This is a genomic window from Pseudomonas sp. PWP3-1b2, assembly GCF_049896045.1.
Lineage (GTDB): Bacteria > Pseudomonadota > Gammaproteobacteria > Pseudomonadales > Pseudomonadaceae > Aquipseudomonas > Aquipseudomonas antarctica_B.
The window spans coordinates 46707-63923 of the sequence record NZ_JAFCTN010000011.1; the positions used below are offsets into that span (position 1 = coordinate 46707).

17 protein-coding genes are annotated in these 17217 nt (G+C 60.6%); 5 read left to right on the forward strand and 12 right to left on the reverse strand.

Annotation, left to right across the window (positions count from 1 at the left end):
* Positions 1 to 5: 5 nt before the first annotated feature.
* The gene (katE, locus tag ACP7A2_RS09885; RefSeq protein ID WP_426134106.1) at positions 6 to 2150 is read right to left on the reverse strand and encodes a catalase HPII; all 2145 of its coding nucleotides are present in this window, start codon (positions 2148 to 2150) and stop codon (positions 6 to 8) included.
* 262 nt (positions 2151 to 2412) lie between these two features.
* Between katE and ACP7A2_RS09890 the strand changes: the two genes are divergently transcribed.
* The 3 genes from ACP7A2_RS09890 to ACP7A2_RS09900 are packed head-to-tail and all read left to right on the forward strand — an operon-like array spanning position 2413 to position 4914.
* Complete coding sequence (locus ACP7A2_RS09890; protein ID WP_426134052.1) at positions 2413 to 3420, forward strand: methionine ABC transporter ATP-binding protein; 1008 nt, start codon at positions 2413 to 2415, stop codon at positions 3418 to 3420.
* Entirely contained in the window at positions 3420 to 4094 is a 675-nt protein-coding gene (locus tag ACP7A2_RS09895; RefSeq protein WP_375065944.1) for a methionine ABC transporter permease, read from the forward strand. Before ACP7A2_RS09890 ends, ACP7A2_RS09895 begins: the two co-directional genes overlap by 1 nt.
* Positions 4095 to 4143: 49 nt before the next feature.
* Positions 4144 to 4914 (forward strand): MetQ/NlpA family ABC transporter substrate-binding protein, encoded by a 771-nt coding sequence (locus ACP7A2_RS09900; protein WP_426134053.1) that lies wholly within the window; start codon positions 4144 to 4146, stop codon positions 4912 to 4914.
* A gap of 148 nt (positions 4915 to 5062) precedes the next feature.
* Here ACP7A2_RS09900 and ACP7A2_RS09905 read toward each other — a convergent pair whose 3' ends face one another.
* The 6 genes from ACP7A2_RS09905 to ACP7A2_RS09930 form a co-directional block, all read right to left on the reverse strand.
* The gene (locus ACP7A2_RS09905) at positions 5063 to 5419 is read right to left on the reverse strand and encodes a BRO-N domain-containing protein (RefSeq protein ID WP_426134054.1); all 357 of its coding nucleotides are present in this window, start codon (positions 5417 to 5419) and stop codon (positions 5063 to 5065) included.
* Between the two features lie 452 nt (positions 5420 to 5871).
* On the reverse strand, positions 5872 to 6507 hold the full coding sequence (locus tag ACP7A2_RS09910; protein WP_348054691.1) for an SCO family protein: 636 nt from the start codon (positions 6505 to 6507) through the stop codon (positions 5872 to 5874).
* Positions 6504 to 7403, reverse strand: coding sequence for a heme o synthase (cyoE, locus tag ACP7A2_RS09915; protein WP_426134055.1), 900 nt, complete (start codon positions 7401 to 7403; stop codon positions 6504 to 6506). The genes ACP7A2_RS09910 and cyoE overlap by 4 nt, the downstream gene beginning before the upstream one ends.
* The gene (locus ACP7A2_RS09920; RefSeq protein ID WP_426134056.1) at positions 7391 to 8470 is read right to left on the reverse strand and encodes a COX15/CtaA family protein; all 1080 of its coding nucleotides are present in this window, start codon (positions 8468 to 8470) and stop codon (positions 7391 to 7393) included. Before ACP7A2_RS09920 ends, cyoE begins: the two co-directional genes overlap by 13 nt.
* Positions 8471 to 8480: 10 nt before the next feature.
* Complete coding sequence (locus tag ACP7A2_RS09925; protein ID WP_426134057.1) at positions 8481 to 9065, reverse strand: hypothetical protein; 585 nt, start codon at positions 9063 to 9065, stop codon at positions 8481 to 8483.
* Positions 9031 to 9795, reverse strand: coding sequence for an SURF1 family protein (locus ACP7A2_RS09930; RefSeq protein ID WP_426134058.1), 765 nt, complete (start codon positions 9793 to 9795; stop codon positions 9031 to 9033). Before ACP7A2_RS09930 ends, ACP7A2_RS09925 begins: the two co-directional genes overlap by 35 nt.
* 44 nt (positions 9796 to 9839) lie before the next feature.
* Here ACP7A2_RS09930 and ACP7A2_RS09935 point away from each other — a divergent pair, with 44 nt between their 5' ends.
* Positions 9840 to 10043 (forward strand): twin transmembrane helix small protein, encoded by a 204-nt coding sequence (locus ACP7A2_RS09935; protein WP_016978774.1) that lies wholly within the window; start codon positions 9840 to 9842, stop codon positions 10041 to 10043.
* 6 nt (positions 10044 to 10049) lie between these two features.
* Here the strand turns inward: ACP7A2_RS09935 and ACP7A2_RS09940 are convergent, their stop codons facing one another.
* From ACP7A2_RS09940 to coxB, 4 genes are all read right to left on the reverse strand, one after another.
* The gene (locus ACP7A2_RS09940) at positions 10050 to 10937 is read right to left on the reverse strand and encodes a cytochrome c oxidase subunit 3 (RefSeq protein WP_426134059.1); all 888 of its coding nucleotides are present in this window, start codon (positions 10935 to 10937) and stop codon (positions 10050 to 10052) included.
* Positions 10938 to 10972: 35 nt separating this feature from the next.
* Positions 10973 to 11524, reverse strand: coding sequence for a cytochrome c oxidase assembly protein (locus ACP7A2_RS09945; protein WP_426134060.1), 552 nt, complete (start codon positions 11522 to 11524; stop codon positions 10973 to 10975).
* A 144-nt stretch (positions 11525 to 11668) separates the two neighbouring features.
* The gene (gene ctaD, locus ACP7A2_RS09950; protein ID WP_348054698.1) at positions 11669 to 13255 is read right to left on the reverse strand and encodes a cytochrome c oxidase subunit I; all 1587 of its coding nucleotides are present in this window, start codon (positions 13253 to 13255) and stop codon (positions 11669 to 11671) included.
* 58 nt (positions 13256 to 13313) lie between these two features.
* Positions 13314 to 14441 carry a cytochrome c oxidase subunit II gene (gene coxB / locus ACP7A2_RS09955; RefSeq protein WP_426134061.1) on the reverse strand — a complete coding sequence of 376 codons (1128 nt, stop codon included), beginning with the start codon at positions 14439 to 14441 and terminating at the stop codon, positions 13314 to 13316.
* A gap of 369 nt (positions 14442 to 14810) precedes the next feature.
* Here coxB and ACP7A2_RS09960 point away from each other — a divergent pair, with 369 nt between their 5' ends.
* Positions 14811 to 15458, forward strand: a complete 648-nt coding sequence (locus ACP7A2_RS09960) for a hypothetical protein (RefSeq protein WP_348054700.1) — start codon at positions 14811 to 14813, stop codon at positions 15456 to 15458.
* Between the two features lie 135 nt (positions 15459 to 15593).
* Here ACP7A2_RS09960 and ACP7A2_RS09965 read toward each other — a convergent pair whose 3' ends face one another.
* Positions 15594 to 17135, reverse strand: coding sequence for a SulP family inorganic anion transporter (locus ACP7A2_RS09965; protein WP_426134062.1), 1542 nt, complete (start codon positions 17133 to 17135; stop codon positions 15594 to 15596).
* Positions 17136 to 17217: the final 82 nt, after the last annotated feature.

Genomic DNA, 17217 nt, shown 5'->3' on the forward strand with positions numbered 1-17217 from the left:
CTGACTTAAGCCGGAATCGCCTTGGCCTTAGCCTCGCGATCCCAAACCCGATGCTGGCCAATCGCAGCAAAGAATGCCTTGAACGCCTTGGCATCCGCCCCCACGATCAACCCCGCATCCGCCTCAAGCTTCAGCAGGTCCAGCAATGGCTTCACATCCGGGGCAACCGCAATCGCCTTCAGGTGCTTGTAAGCCTCCAGCACGTAATGCAGCGCCACCCCATCACCGCTCAAGGCCTGCACCGACTTGGCACCGCCCGGGATAAACACCGCGTCGAACGCAATGGACGGCATACCTTCCATCGACGCATCCACGGGCAGGGTCTTGCCATCGGCAGTCGTCACTGGCGCCGACGTTGGGCCCAGCAGCTTGGCGTGGGCACCTTCGGCCTGAAGCGCCTTCTTCAACGCATCAATTGCCGCGCCATCCACGCCATTGGCCGCCAGGATCGCAACCTTGCGAGTCTTGATATCACCCGGCAGCAAATTGGCCTGGCTCAGCGCAGGCGAACGCTCAGGTTGAGTCTTGAGTTCTGGCACTGTGCCCTTGGTTGGCGCTGGCAGCCCGAGGTTCTGCGCGACGCGCTTGGCCAGCTCCAGGTCGATGTTGGCCAAAATCTCGTTGACCTGACGCGCGCGAATATACTCACGCTCAACCTTGCCCAGCTCAAAGCTGTACGCGGCAATGATGTGCTCTTGCTCGTGCTTGCTCATGCTGCGGAAGAACAAACGCGCCTGGGAGAAGTGGTCGCCGAACGACTCACTGCGCTCACGCACCTTTTGAGCGTCGATACGCTCGTGATACGACTCAAAACCACCGTCCTGCGCCGCAGGCGGGGTTTCTTTCGGCCAGCCACCATCGATCGAGTTCGGCTCGTAAGCTGCGCGGCCCTTATCGATGCTGGTGCGGTGCATGGCATCGCGCTGGTTGTTATGGAACGGCACAACCGGCTGGTTGATCGGCAACTGGTGAAAGTTCGGGCCGCCCAGTCGGCTGATCTGCGTATCGGTGTAGGAAAACAGCCGACCTTGCAGCAGCGGGTCATTGGAGAAGTCGATACCCGGCACGATATGGCCAGGGCAGAACGCCACCTGCTCCACTTCGGCAAAGAAGTTATCCGGGTTGCGGTTAAGCACCATCTTGCCCAGCGGCGTGATCGGTACCAGTTCTTCGGGGATCAGCTTGGTGGGGTCGAGGATGTCGAAGTCGAATGCGTGCTCCTTGTCCTCAGGAATGACCTGCACACCCAACTCCCACTCCGGGTAGTCGCCCATCTCGATGGCTTCCCACAGATCACGACGGTGGTAGTCGGTATCTTTACCGGCAAGCTTTTGCGCTTCGTCCCACACCAGCGAGCAGGTGCCAGCGGTAGGGCGCCAGTGGAATTTGACGAAGTTGGACTGACCTTCGGCATTGATCAGGCGGAAGGTGTGCACACCGAAGCCCTGCATGCTGCGCAAGCTTTTTGGAATCGCGCGGTCAGACATGGCCCAAATGACCATATGCGCCGATTCCGGCTGCAGCGAGACAAAATCCCAGAACGTGTCGTGAGCCGAACCGCCCGTAGGAATTTCGTTGTGCGGCTCAGGTTTTACTGCGTGCACGAAGTCAGGAAACTTGATCGCGTCCTGAATGAAAAATACCGGCATGTTATTGCCGACCAGGTCGAAGTTGCCTTCTTCGGTGAAGAACTTCACGGCAAAGCCGCGCACGTCACGCACCGTATCGCCGGAGCCACGTGGGCCCTGCACGGTAGAAAAACGCGTAAACACCGGGGTTTTGTGGCCCGGGTCGCGCAGGAAGCCGGCTTTGGTCAGCGCGGAATGGTTTTCATAGGTCTGGAAATAGCCATGGGCACCGGTGCCCCGTGCATGCACGATGCGTTCTGGAATGCGCTCATGGTCAAAGTGCGTGATTTTTTCACGCATGATGAAATCTTCGAGTAGCGACGGGCCACGGGCGCCGACCTTCAAGGTGTTCTGATTGTCAGAAATTTTCACACCCTGGTTGGTGCGCAGCGCCTGGCCGGTCGCGTCTGAACGAAACTCCTCCAGGGCCTGCAGCTTGGCGTTGGTATTGCCACGGTCCAGGGTGTCGGTGCCCGCAAGTTCACTTTTCGGCGGGGTAGCTGGCTTCTTGGTACTCATCAGACAAAACTCCTTTTTCAAATTGGCCAGAGCGGAGCCCGGCTCGTTTGAGCAAACACCCAGGCACGGCACCCGGGAAATTGAGTTGCATATGTAGTGACTGATGAGGTTTTGGGCCGTTCCTTTTTTATGACCTTTGATCGCGTTATTGCCAAATCGCAGGTGGAATGCGAAATAAATGCTAAATAACGCTATACGGACAGGCTAAAATGCGCGCCCGGCTAACCGCTGATCCCTTTTCCATGCGCCCCACAAGGTTCGCTACGTGATCGAGTTTCATAACGTCCATAAAACCTACCGCGTCGCCGGTAAGGATATCCCCGCCCTGCACCCTACAAGCCTGCGCGTTGAAAACGGCCAGGTGTTTGGCCTGATCGGCCACTCGGGTGCGGGTAAAAGTACCCTGCTGCGCCTGATCAACCGCCTCGAAGAACCGAGCGGCGGCCAGATCACTGTCGACGGCGAGGAAGTCACCGCGCTCGACGCCAACGGCCTGCGCCGTTTCCGCCAGCAAGTCGGGATGATCTTCCAGCACTTCAACCTGCTGGCGTCCAAAACCGTTGCCGACAACGTGGCGCTGCCGCTGACCCTCGCAGGCGAATTGTCGCGCAAGGAAATCGACCAACGCGTGGCTGAATTGCTCGCCCGCGTCGGCCTGTCGGACCACGCCAAAAAGTACCCGGCGCAGTTGTCCGGCGGCCAGAAACAGCGCGTCGGCATCGCCCGCGCCCTGGCAACCAAGCCCAAGATTCTGCTGTGTGACGAAGCCACCAGCGCCCTCGACCCGCAGACCACAGCCTCGGTGCTCAAATTGCTGGCCGAGATCAACCGCGAGTTGAAGCTGACCATCGTGCTGATCACCCATGAAATGGACGTGATCCGCCGCGTCTGCGACCAGGTGGCGGTGATGGACGCTGGCGTGATCGTCGAGCAAGGCTCGGTGGCTGATGTGTTCCTGCACCCCAAGCACCCGACCACTAAACGCTTTGTGCAAGAAGCCGAGCAGGTCGATGAAGGTGAACAGCATGATGTGTTCGCCCATGTGCCGGGCCGTATCGTGCGCCTGACGTTCCAGGGCGAAGCGACCTACGCGCCACTGCTGGGTACCGTCGCCCGTGAAACGGGGGTGGACTACAGCATCCTCGCCGGTCGCATCGACCACATCAAAGACACCCCTTATGGGCAACTGACCCTCGCCGTGACCGGTGGGGACATGGATGCCGCTTTCGCCCGCTTTACCGCGGCAGACGTCCACATGGAGGTACTGCGCTAATGGACGTTTTTTTGAGTTTCTTCGCCAATATCGACTGGTCGGAAATCTGGCTCGCCACCGGCGACACCATGACCATGCTGTTCGGCTCGTTGCTGTTCACTGTGCTACTCGGCCTGCCGCTGGGCGTGTTGTTGTTCCTGTGCAGCCCCCGCCAACTGTTCGAACAAAAAGGCCTGTACGCCTTGCTGTCGCTGATCGTGAACATCCTGCGCTCGCTGCCGTTCATCATTTTGTTGATCGTGATGATCCCGTTCACCGTACTGATCACCGGCACTTCGCTGGGTGTGGCGGGCGCGATTCCGCCGCTGGTCGTGGGCGCTACGCCATTCTTCGCGCGCCTGGTGGAAACCGCCTTGCGCGAAGTGGACCGCGGCATCATCGAAGCCACCCAGTCGATGGGCGCCACGACGCGCCAGATCATCACCAACGCCTTGCTGCCCGAAGCCCGCCCCGGCATCTTCGCAGCAATTACGGTGACGGCGATTACACTGGTTTCCTACACCGCCATGGCCGGTGTCGTCGGCGCCGGTGGCTTGGGAGACCTGGCGATCCGTTTCGGTTACCAGCGCTTCCAGACCGATGTGATGGTGGTCACCGTCGTGATGCTGTTGATCCTGGTGCAAATTCTGCAAACCGTCGGCGACAAGCTGGTGGTGCACTTTTCTCGAAAATAACGGCCATGGCCGGCCCCCGCCGGCCCTGCCCGAACAAGGAGCTTGTTGGATGAAAAAACTACTGGTTGCTTTCGCCGCCGTTGCCGCGTTCTCCGCCCACGCCGAGACCATCACCGTCGCTGCGTCGCCTGTGCCCCACGCAGAAATCCTCGAATTCGTGAAACCTGCGCTGGCCAAAGAAGGCGTAGACCTGCAAGTCAAAGTCTTCACCGACTACGTGCAGCCAAACGTACAAGTTGCTGAAAAGCGCCTGGACGCTAACTTCTTCCAGCACCAGCCGTACCTGGATGAGTTCAACAAGGCCAAGGGCACTCACCTGGTGAGCGTCGGCGCCGTGCACCTGGAACCCCTGGGCGCCTACTCCAGCAAGTACAAAAAACTGGATGATCTGCCTGACGGCGCCAACGTGGTGATCCCCAACGACGCCACCAACGGCGGCCGCGCGCTGTTGCTGCTGGCCAAAAATGGCCTGATCACCCTGAAGGACCCGACCGACATCCTGTCGACCATCAAGGACATCACCGGCAACCCGAAAAACCTGAAGTTCCGCGAACTGGAAGCCGCCACGCTGCCACGCGTGCTGACCCAGGTTGACCTGGCGCTGATCAACACCAACTACGCGCTGGAAGCCAAACTGGACCCGTCCAAAGACGCCCTGGTGATCGAAGGCAGCGACTCGCCTTACGTGAACATCCTCGTCACCCGCGAAGACAACAAGGATTCGGACGCTGTGAAAAAGCTGGTTGCAGCCCTGCACACGCCTGAAGTGAAGACATTCATCGAAGAAAAGTACAAAGGCGCGATCAAGCCAGCGTTCTGATGTAACTCGACCTCCCAAACACCGGAGATCAAAAATGTGGGAGGGGGCTTGCTCCCGATAGCAGAGTGTCAGTCGATGCCTAAGTTGACTGATCTACCGCTATCGGGAGCACGCCCCCTCCCACATTTGTTTTGTGGTGCTGGTGGAATCAGGCCAGCACACGTGCCAGTTTTTCAGCACGCAAAGCCGGCACTACCTCGTGGGTGAGCCACTGCCGCAAGCAGCGGTTTTCCGGGTAGTAGTGATAGATAAGCAGCGCATAAACGCCAGACTCGCTGACCATCAAGGTCAGTGCGGCATGGCCGTGGGTGATCAGGGGCAGGATGTGCTGTTGGTCAGGATCGAGCTTGCGCAGTAACGCGGGGTTGAGGTGCAAGCCCATCAGGCGGCCGATGTCACTGGCGCTGAACCAGGGTTGGGCGTCGATCAGCACGGCGTGCAGTTGGTGATGGTGGCGGGTGAAGACTTCGGGGGTGATGGGTGGGTCTGGGGTAAGTGTGTTCAATGGGACAACTCCGGGTATGAAATGGAGCTGCCAACAGCCTTCCTACGGGCTTGGGTGGCAGCCATACGCGGGGTAGGAACCGAGTACCCAGGGATCTCAGCCACGTCGAAACGTGCCCGCGCATAGCCGCCGCGACTGATAGTACGGGCACAAAAAAAACGCCGCAATCAGACGGTGGCGTTATGACGCCGAGGGTACATATAAGGGTTCCTACGCCCTGTCACTGAATTTGCAGTGACAGGGCAAAGACTAGCCACCCCAAGGCCGCACAACAAGTTCACGCACGGCGCCACAACGTGCAGGAAATGTCCGACGACACCCTCCTCAAACCTTGCCCCAAATTACTGTGGGAGCTGGCTTGCCTGCGATGGCGGTGGGTCAGTCAGCCTGTTAGCCACTGATGCACCGCCATCGCAGGCAAGCCAGCTCCCACATTTGTTTTGTGTTGGTCTTTATTTACGCTGTAGCAGCACCGGCAACTGCACCACCAGCTTCTGGTTGTTTAGCGGTGCCCGAATGAACCCGCGCTGCGTGCCGTCCGGGCCGATCAACGCCAGGTTGCCGCTGTGGTCCACGGTGTAGTTCGGCTTGCTGGTGTCGGCCGGAATGAACGGGATGCTCACCGCATTCGAGACCTTCTGCACATCGGCCACATTCGCGCCGGTCAGGCCTTCGAATTGCGGGTCGAAGTAGCCCAGGTATTGCTTGAGCTGCGCCGGCGTGTCGCGGTTCGGGTCGACGCTGACCAGGATCACTTGCAGTTTATCCACCACGTCTTTCGGCAGTTCGCTCTTGATCTGGCGCAATTGGGCGAGGGTGGTGGGGCAGATGTCCGGGCAGAAGGTGTAGCCGAAGAACAGCAGGCTCCACTTGCCTTTCAACTCGTTGACCAGCACCGGCTGGCCGTTCTGGTTTGTCATGGTCACCGGCGGCAGCTGGCGGCTTTGCGGCAGCAGGATAATGCCGGCGTCGATCAGCGCGGTGGGGTCGCCCTGGCCTTTGCCCGAGAGCACTTTGTTGACGGTCAGGCCCATGATCAACGCGACGATGGCCACCAGGATAAACACGGTTTTTTGAGTTCGGGTCATAGGTTCAACAGTAAGTAGTGGTCTACGAGCAGCGCGATAAACAGCAAAAACAGGTACCAGATAGAGTACTTGAAGGTGTTGATCGCCGCGTGCGGCTGGGTGCCACGGTACAGCACGCAGGCCCATTGCAGAAAGCGTGCGCCCAACACCAGCGCGCACGCCAGGTAGAGCAGGCCGCTCATGTGGATGACGTAAGGCATCAGGCTCACCGCCAGCAGGGCGAAGGTGTAGAGCAGGATATGCACCTTGGTGTAGTGCTCGCCGTGGGTAACCGGCAGCATCGGGATGTCGGCCTTGGCGTATTCCTCTTTGCGGTGAATGGCCAGCGCCCAGAAGTGCGGCGGGGTCCAGGCGAAGATGATCAGCACCAGCAGCAGCGGCTCGGCGCTGACATGGCCGGTGACGGCGACCCAGCCCAGCAACGGCGGCGCGGCACCGGCGAGGCCGCCGATAACGATGTTTTGCGGCGTCGCGCGCTTGAGAAAGCCGGTGTAGATCACGGCGTAACCGAGCAGCGAGGCCAGCGTCAGCCAGGCCGCCAACGGGTTGGTAAACGCCAGTAACAGGGCCAAACCTGAAACAGCCAGAAACAAAGCAAAGGCCAGTGCAGCCAGCGGCGACACGCGCCCCTGCGCCATCGGCCGCTTGTGCGTGCGCGCCATTACCGCATCGATGCGCCGGTCCACCACATGGTTGACCGCCGCCGCGCCGCCGGCACACAGCGCAATCCCCAAATTGCCGAAAATCAACACCGGCCACGGCACCCCGGCGCGGGTGGCGAGGAACATGCCCACCAGCGAGGTGATGAGCATCAGCACCACCACTTTCGGCTTGGTCAGCTCCACATAGTCACGCCAGATTGCCTGGCGGTGATGCGCGCCGATCAAGGTCGCCATGGCATCTCTCCTTTAAGGGTGATGAGGCCCGATACGTGCTTGCGCGGGATAAAGCGCCAGCCGAAGCGCGACTGATTGCGCACCCGAACCAGGCTGGTGCGCGCGTGGTAGTTGACCAGCACCAGGCTCAGCAGCAACGCGGCGCCGCCTGCGTTATGCGCCACGGCGACGGGCAGTGGCAGATGGAAATACACATTGCTCAGGCCCAGGCAGAGCTGCGCGGCGAGGGCGATCAGCAGCAGGCCTGCCAGGCGCGTCATGCCGACCAGCTTGAGCTGCCAAGCCAGGCCCAACAGCACCAACGTGACAATCACCGCGCCAACGCGGTGGGTGAGGTGAATCGCCGTGCGCGCATCGCTGTCGAGTTGCCCGCCGAGGTAATTCGGGCCGATGTGCTGAGTGAGGTGAAAGCCGTTGGCAAAATCCGCCGCCGGCCACCATTCCCCATGACAGGTTGGCAAATCGATACAGGCCACTGCCGCATAGTTGGAACTGACCCAGCCGCCCAACGCAATCTGGCCGATCACCAACACCAAACCCGCCGTCGCCCAATATTGCAGGCGCTTGGGCACGATCAGCGCGGGCAGCACACCAGACAACCTCAGGGTCAGCAGAAACAACAAACTCAAGGTCGCAAAGCCCCCCAGCAGATGGCCCGTGACCACCTGCGGCCACAGCTTCAGCGTTACCGTCCACATGCCGAACGCCGCCTGGGCAAACACTACTGCCAACACGAACAGCGGCAGCTTCACCGGCTGACCAGGGTCGCGCCGATGGCTCCAGGAGCGCGCCGCCAGCAGCAAAATCAGCAACCCCAAGGCGCCGGCGAAATAGCGATGCGTCATCTCGGCCCAGCCTTTGCCGGCCTCCACGGGCGTGTCTGGAAAATGCAGCTCGGCATGGGCCAACTGGGCTTCGCTTTGCGGCACGCTGATAAAGCCATAGCAGCCGGGCCAGTCCGGGCAGCCGAGGCCGGCGTGGGTGAGGCGCGTGTAGGCGCCGAGCAACACGACGATCAGCGCCAGCAAGGTGGCAAACAACGCGAGGCGAAATCCAGGTTTGGCCATGACGATGCCCTTATCCGATGTTCGACAGTTTCAGCAGCATGCGCAGGTCGTTGAGCAAGTCCTTGCCCTTGACCCTGGCGTCGTAGCGCAGCACCAGGTTGCCGTGGGGGTCGACGATCCACAGCTGAGCAGCGCCCGGCGCGGCGGCGCCTTTGGTAAAGGTCGACAGGTCCAGCGGGTAGCGTTGCAGTTGCGGGTATTCAGCCTTGAGCCTGGCCTCGTAAGCCGTGCTCACAGGCGTGGCGCTGGCCAAGGCGTGGCTGGCGCGGGAAGCGTCGCGGCCCAGGCTGATTTGCAGCTGACGGGCCAGATACACCAACTGCTGGCACTCGGCGGCGCAGGCGGCGGGCGCGGTCACCAGCAACTGCCAGCGCTGTTCATCGGCCTGCACGCCAATGTCGGCGCGGGTCTGGCCATTGCCGATCATCACGCCGTGGTAGCTGCGGCTGTCGGGAACCCAGAACTGCAGCTTGTACATAAAGGTGGCCAGCGCCATCGGGCCGATCACCATCATCAGGATCAGAATCAGCTGCCAGCGGCCCTTACGCCGATCAGGCGCGTCAGACATGTTGAGTGGATTTGTGGCCACGCCCATGGTGCGTCTCCTTGTTGTTATGCCATCCGAGGTAGAGGTACAGCGCAAGCAGCGCCAGCGACATGGCGAACCACTGCACGGCATACCCCATGTGCTTTTCCGGGCCCATGGCGACCACCGCCCAAGTGGTGTCGTACGTGCCGGGGCCGGCTTCGGCGCGCAGCTCGTAGGCGAACCCGCTGCGGCCTAATTCTGCCCACAGCGCGGCGGGGTGCAGGGCGGTGAGCAGACGCGGCCATGGCGCGCTGGCAGGGTCGGCGTGCAACTGGAAAGTTTCGCCGGGCGCAACGTAGACCCACGCGTCGAGGTTCACCGGTTGATCCGGGGTAGTGAAGGCGGGTGGCGTGCGCCGGTCGGGCCACGGCAACCAGCCGCGATTGAGCAACAGCCACTGGCCGCTGGCCTGGTCGTGGAAGGGTTGCAACAGCTCTACCCCGGCTTTGCCGTCACGCAGGCGGTTGTCGAGTAATACGCTGTGTTCGGCGTCGAGTTGGCCGCGCAGGCGAACCCGGCGAAATGCCGGGTCGGTCATGTCGTTGAGCTGCGCACTGCTGATGGGGGCCGCCACGCGACGTTCGGCATAACTGTCCACCAGCCGTTGTTTTTCCTGGCCGCGCGACAGTTGCCAAAAGCCCAGGCCGACCATCAACGGCAGCAGAATCATCACCACCACTGTCGGTGCGATGCCTGGACGAAAGCGTTTCATGGCGCTGGCTATACTTGTTTTCATTGCCCGCCCATCCCTCTCCATTTCTAAAGCCGGGAACCTGAACCATGCTCAAAGCAGCCATTGCCCTGATGCTGATCGCGACTGTCGTGAGCCTGTTCAGTGGCTTGTTCTTCCTGGTCAAGGACGAGGGCAACTCCAACCGCCTCGTCACTGCCTTGACCGTGCGCGTGGTGCTGGCCGTGATCACCGTGGCCTTGATTGCCTGGGGCTTTTTCAGCGGCCAGTTGGTATCTCATGCGCCCTGGTAGAAAGCCTCACAGCACATAAACGAAGAAAAACAGCCCGATCCACACCACGTCCACAAAGTGCCAATACCAACTGGCCGCTTCGAAACCGAACTGGTGCTCGTTGTTGAAGTGCCCTTTGAGGACGCGCATCAGCATCACAAACAAAATGATCGTGCCGATGGTTACGTGGGCGCCGTGGAAACCGGTGAGCATGAAAAACGTCGCGCCATACACGCCGGAGCCGAGGGTCAGGCCCAGCTCCTTGTAAGCGTGGATGTACTCTTCGGCCTGAAAGCCCAGGAATGCCCAGCCCAGCAGCACGGTAATCGCCAGCCAGATCTTCAACGCGCCGCGATGTCCCTTGCGCAGGGCATGGTGGGCAATGGTGATGGTCACGCTGGAGCTGACCAGCAGAATCGTGTTGATCAGCGGCAGCCCCCAGGGGCTGATCGTGCCTTCGGGCGCGGGGTACAGTTTTGGATCGGGGTTATTCAGCAGCGGCCAGGCAAACTCGAAGTTCGGCCACAACATGTGTGCGATGCCTTTGGAGCCTTCGCCCGCCAACCACGGCGCCGACATGTGCCGCACGTAAAACAGCGCACCGAAAAACGCGATAAAGAACATCACTTCCGAAAAAATGAACCAGCTCATGCCCCAGCGGAAGGAGCGGTCCATTTGCGAACTGTACAAACCGGCGCGACTTTCCTTGATTACCGCGCCGAACCAGCCGAAAAGCATGTAGGCCAGCAGCAGCCCGCCGACGAAAAAGATCCACGGCCCGTGGGATTCCGGGCGTGCGGCCTTCAGGTCGTTGAACCACACGGCCAGCCCATACACGGTGACCAGCATGCCAATCGTGGCAATTATCGGCCATTTGCTTTGCGCTGGTACGTAGTACGTATCATGAGACGACATGTATTCGCTCTCCTGATTGAGGGGGCAAACAGTAGCTAGCCCCCGGTGCGAACAGCCACCGGCGGTTGGCGCGCAGTGATATCAAACAGCGTGTACGCCAGGGTTAAATGCTTCACGGCCTCTGGCATGTCGCGGTCGACAATAAAACGCACCGGCATTTCGATGCGCTGACCTGGCTGCAGCACTTGCTGGGTGAAGCAAAAGCATTCGGTCTTGTGGAAATACATCGCCGCTTCGGCCGGGGAAATGCTCGGTACGGCCTGAGCCGTCATGGCTTTGTCGGTCGGGTTGTAGGCCACGAACAGCATCTCGGTGACCGCGCCGGGGTTGACCAGCACTTCGTCGGCCTTGGCGTGAAACTCCCACACCATGTCGATGGCATTGGTCGACAGGAACTGCACACGCACCTGGCGCGAAGGGTCGACGATCTGTGAGCCCTCATATTGCCCGGCGGTCTTGCCGTTGATGCCGAAGGCTTTGCACATCACGTCGTAGATCGGCACCAGGGCGAAGCCGAAGGCGAACATGGCTACTACCAGGATCAGCAGGCGAGTGACGAGGCGTTTGAGGGGCACGGAATCAGCCATAACGCCCACCTCGCTTGTGATTTTCTGTGGGAGCTGGCTTGCCTGCGATAGCGGTGTGCCAGGCACCGAATCCACCCACTGTCAGGCCCTCATCGCAGGCAAGCCAGCTCCCACAGGAGACCGAGTTGGCCTGCATCAGAGTGTTCACTTGACCTCCGGCGGCGTAGTAAACGTGTGATACGGCGCCGGCGAAGGCACGCTCCATTCCAGACCTTCTGCGCCATCCCACGGCTTGGCTGGCGCAGGCGGGCCGCCTCGGATGCACTTGATCACGATGAACAGGAAGAAGATCTGCGTGGCGCCAAACATGAACGCGCCAATCGATGAGACCATGTTGAAGTCGGCGAACTGCAGGTTGTAGTCCGGCACCCGGCGCGGCATGCCGGCCAGCCCCACGAAGTGCATCGGGAAAAACGCCATGTTCATGCCCACGAAAGACAGCCAGAAGTGCAGCTTGCCGAGGGTTTCGTCGTACATGTGGCCGGTCCATTTCGGCAGCCAGTAGTAGGCCGAGGCGAAGATGCCGAAGATCGCGCCGGGCACCAGTACGTAATGGAAATGCGCCACCACAAAGTAGGTGTCGTGGTACTGGAAGTCCGCCGGGGCAATCGCCAGCATCAGCCCGGAAAAACCGCCGATGGTGAACAGAATCACGAAGGCCACGGCAAACAGCATCGGCGTCTCGAAGGTCAGCGAGCCTTGCCACATGGTGCTGACCCAGTTGAACACCTTCACCCCTGTCGGCACGGCGATCAGCAGCGTGGCGTACATGAAGAACAACTCGCCCACCAGCGGAATGCCGACCACGAACATGTGGTGCGCCCACACGATGAACGACAGAAACGCGATGCTCGCCGTGGCGTAGACCATGGAGGTGTAGCCGAACAGCGGTTTGCGCGAGAAGGTCGGAATAATCGCGCTGACGGCGCCGAAGGCCGGCAGGATCATGATGTACACCTCGGGATGGCCGAAGAACCAGAACACATGCTGGAACAACACCGGGTCACCGCCGCCGGCTGCACTGAAAAAGCTGGTGCCGAAGTGGATGTCCATCAGCATCATGGTCACGCAACCCGCCAGCACCGGCATCACCGCGATCAACAGGAAGGCGGTGATCAGCCAGGTCCACACGAACAGCGGCATTTTCATTAAGGTCATGCCCGGCGCGCGCAGGTTGAGGATGGTGGCGACCACGTTGATCGCGCCCATGATCGAACTGATGCCCATCAAGTGAATCGCGAAGATAAAGAACGTCACGCTTTCCGGCGCATAAGTGGTGGAGAGCGGGGCGTAGAACGTCCAGCCAAAGTTCGGCCCGCCGCCGGGGCTGAACAGGGTGGAAACCAATAGCAGGAACGCTGCCGGCAGCAGCCAGAAGCTGAAGTTGTTCATGCGCGGCAGGGCCATGTCCGGCGCGCCGATCATCAGCGGGATCATCCAGTTGGCCAGCCCGACAAACGCCGGCATCACCGCACCAAACACCATGATCAGGCCGTGCATGGTGGTCATCTGGTTGAAGAACGCCGGCTCGACGATTTGCAGGCCGGGCTGGAACAGCTCGGCGCGAATCACCATGGCGAACGAGCCGCCAAGCAGGAACATGGTGAAAGCGAACCACAGGTACATCGTGCCGATGTCTTTGTGGTTGGTGGTCAGCACCCAGCGCATCAGGCCCTTGGCGGGGCCGTGGGCATGGTCGGCGTGACCATGGTCATCGATCACAGTGCTCATGGCCGTTCTCCTGCACGCGAGTGGGCGGGGCGATTCAGGGCATACGCAATGCAGGTCATCATTTGCTTTCCGCCTGTTTCAGAGCCAGCACGTCTTTGGGCGTGACCATGTCGCCTTTGTTGTTGCCCCAGGCGTTGCGTTCGTAGGTCACCACGGCGGCGATATCCACTTCCGAGAGCTGTTTGCCGAACGCCGCCATGGCGGTGCCGGGCTTGCCGTGGAAGACGATGCTCAGGTGGCCTTCTTTGGGTCCGGTCGCGATTTTCGAACCCTTGAGCGCCGGGAACATCGGCGGCAGGCCCTGGCCCTCAGCCTGGTGACAGGCCACGCAGGCGGTGTGGTAAACCTTGTCGCCACGGGCCACCAGTTCTTCCAGCGTCCACTCTTTGGAGGTCAGTTCCTTGAGCTTGGCGGCGTCTGCCTTGCGCTCGCCAAGCCAAGTGTCGTAATCGGCCCTGGATTTGACCTCGACCACAATCGGCATGAACCCGTGGTCCTTGCCGCACAGCTCGGCGCACTGGCCACGGTAGATGCCCGGCTTCTCGACGCGGGTCCAGGCCTCGTTGACGAACCCGGGAATGGCGTCACGCTTGACCGCAAAGGCCGGCACCCACCAGGAATGGATCACGTCGGCGGCGGTCACCAGGAAGCGCACCTTGGCGCCCACCGGCAGCACCAGCGGTTGGTCGACTTCCAGCAGGTAATGCTCGCCTTTAACGGCCTGGTTATGGATCTGCTCGGCGGGCGTGGCCAGGTTGCTGAAGAACTCCACGTCCTGGCCCAGGTATTTGTAATGCCACTTCCACTGGTAGCCGGTGACCTGGATATCGATATCCGACTCACTGCTGTCGTAGATGTTGATCAGGGTTTTGGTGGCCGGAATCGCCATGGCCACCAGGATCAGTAGGGGCACCACGGTCCAGAGGATTTCCACGGTGGTGCTCTCGTGGAACTTGGCGGCCACCTGGCCCGTGGACCGGCGGTGCAGGATCATCGACCAGAACATCGCGCCAAACACGACAATGCCGATCACAACACAAATCCAGAAAATGGTCATGTGCAGGTCAAACACGGCGTGACTGACTTCAGTCGCCCCTGGCGCCATATTCGTTGTCCAGGCGGCGTGCGCCTGGCCGAATACCGACCACAACAGGAGGCCCATCCAAACGTGTGGATGTCGCGTCATTGCGAGTTCCCCTTTATGTTTCTTGTTATCCCGCCGGTTTGCACCTGCGGCGAAGGGAGCGGCTTCCATACTGCTTACAACCGCCAAGCCTTGCCTGCGTCATGCAGTTGGGCGTCATCAGCTAATTGTGTACAAACCCGAGTATAGACAGCGCCTGCAACCCCGCAATGTGTAGGGGCAAATGAGCCAAAACAGACCAGAGGGCCTAATAAAACCGGGTGCAGAAACGTTTATTCGACGAACGATGGCAATTCGATATAACGCCGGTGCATAACCATGAAATAATTATGACAAATGCGTCTTAGGGGCTCGTATAAACGAGCTACCTTATCCCCTCTCTTTTCCTACGCCTGTTTCACTGGAGCCCTCATGAACACCGCCGCATTGCGCGAGCAGATTTCCCGTGCCCATCAACACGAAGCCACCACGGGCCAGCTTGCCCAGCAACTGGAAAACCAATTGCCGCACCTGCATTCGGCCATCTCTTTGGCTGACGGTGATCGCACCCAAGTAATGACCCGCTTTGTCACGGCCTACATCGATCAAGTGCCGGACCTGCTGGACGCCGCCAATGACGTCGCCCGCGAAGCCGGGATCGAAAGCCAGATCAAGCCAGTTTTGAAAATCGCTGAACACTTCTTCCTGCAACCGCCCGCCATTCTGGCCGGCCATGAAGGGCTCAACGGGCTGCTGGACGAGGCCTACCTTGCCCATCGTCTGGTCGAAGAAGTGAATGACCTGTACATCAAGCATTTCGGCCAGCCATTGATTCCGGCGGACACGACCGTGGCCAACCTGATTGCCCACCAATTGATCGGCGAGCAGTTTGCCAATCAGCTGGATGAAGCAGTGCATTTGGCGGTGGATGAGATGCTGAACGAAGAGAGCTTTGCGCTGGAGTCGGTTGAGGCGTACCGCGAGACGCTGAAAAGCGCGGGCACGCAAGCCGCGTGGAAGCGCTGGCCGTGCCTGTCGCGGCAGTTGGGGGTTGAGTTGGCGCTGGACCAGCCTGCTTAAACTTTCAGCCTGATAAAAAACACCTGTGGGAGCCGGGCTTGCCCGCGATGGCGGTGGGTCAGTCAGTATTGAATTGACTGAACCACCGCCATCGCGGGCAAGCCCGGCTCCCACACTGTTTTTTGGTGTTCTGGGTCAGGTAGCCGCCGACCCCAGACCCGTCGTCGTGCGCTCGCGGCCTTCCAGCCGGCGCTTCAACCCGCGCGCTTCGATCACCAGCTTCGAGCCTTTCGCCGCATTCGCCCGGCCCCATTCCTCCAGCAACTCCAGGCAGGAATGGTCGATGTAGCTCAGGTTATTCAATGGCACATGCACGGTAGTTCCCGCAGGCACCGTCGACAGCACCTGAGTCAGTGCCGGCACTTTCAAAAAGGTCCCGGCGCCGACCAATCGCAGCTCCATCTCGCCCTCCTGAGGCAGGTCGACCAGGCTGACTTTCAATCGCGAAGCCTTCAGGGCCAGGGTGACCAGCGTCAGACCGAAGCCGATCAGCACACCCGTCAGCAAGTCGGTAAAGACGATCGCCAGCGCCGTCGCCGAGTAGGTAAACATCGGCATCCGCCCATAGCGCCCCAACTTTTTAAACGCCTTGATATCCACCAGCTTGATCCCGGTGTACACCAGCACGCCCGCCAGGCTCGCCACTGGAATGCTTTGCAGCACGCTCGACAGCAACAGCACAAATGCCAGCAACCAGACACCATGGAAAATCGCCGACAAGCGCGTGGTGGCGCCGGCCTGCACGTTGGCCGAACTGCGCACGATCACGCCGGTCATCGGCAGGGCACCGACCAGGCCGCAGAGCATGTTGCCTACGCCTTGAGCGGACAATTCCTTATCGAAGTCGGAACGTTGGCCGTTGTGCATACGGTCTACCGCCGCGGCGGACAGCAGGGTTTCGGCACTGGCGATAAACGCCACGGCAAACGCGGCGATCAGCAATTGGGGATCTGCCAGGTTCAGCAAATCGCTGGGGCGCAGCCAGTCGATAGCGTCGGCCAGGTTTTCCGGGACTTCCACACGCTTGACCTGCAACGCCAGCACCAGGCTGGTCACCGTCGCCAAACCCACGCCGAGCAAGGCACCCGGAACGAAGCGCAGCGTTTGCGGGCGGAATTTATCCCACAGGTACATCACCAGCATTGTCGACACACCGAGCAAACCCGCCTGCCAGCCGAGGCCGCCACCCAGGCTCGGAATGGCCTCGACCAGCGCCGCCGGGAAGCCCGCCAGGTTATCCAGCCCCGAGGGTTTCGGTGCGCCGTCGAGCATCACATGCACCTGCGACAGCACAATCAACACGCCAATCCCCGCCAACATGCCGTACACCACGGCGGGCGCGGTGACGCGGAACCAGCAGCCCAGGCGCAAACGGCCGGCCACCAATTGCAGGAAACCCGCCAGCAACAGGATCGGCCCGAGCATCACCATGCCGTGCTGGCGCACCAGCTCGAACACCAGCACCGCCAAACCTGCAGCGGGGCCGCTGACTTGCAGCGGCGAGCCCGCCAGCCAACCCACCACCAGACCGCCGATGATGCCGGTGATCAGCCCCTTGGCCGGTGGCATGCCGGACGCAATCGCAATGCCCATGCACAAGGGCAGAGCGACCAGAAACACAACCACGGAGGCGAGCAGCTCCCGTGGCAGTACAGCTTTTAATTGAGCAGCACGCATGATGACTCTCCCGAGGCATTCGCCGGGCGCGGCAAAGCCTGGCTGCATCCATGACAGCCACCGCTTTACCCGGCAGGGAAGT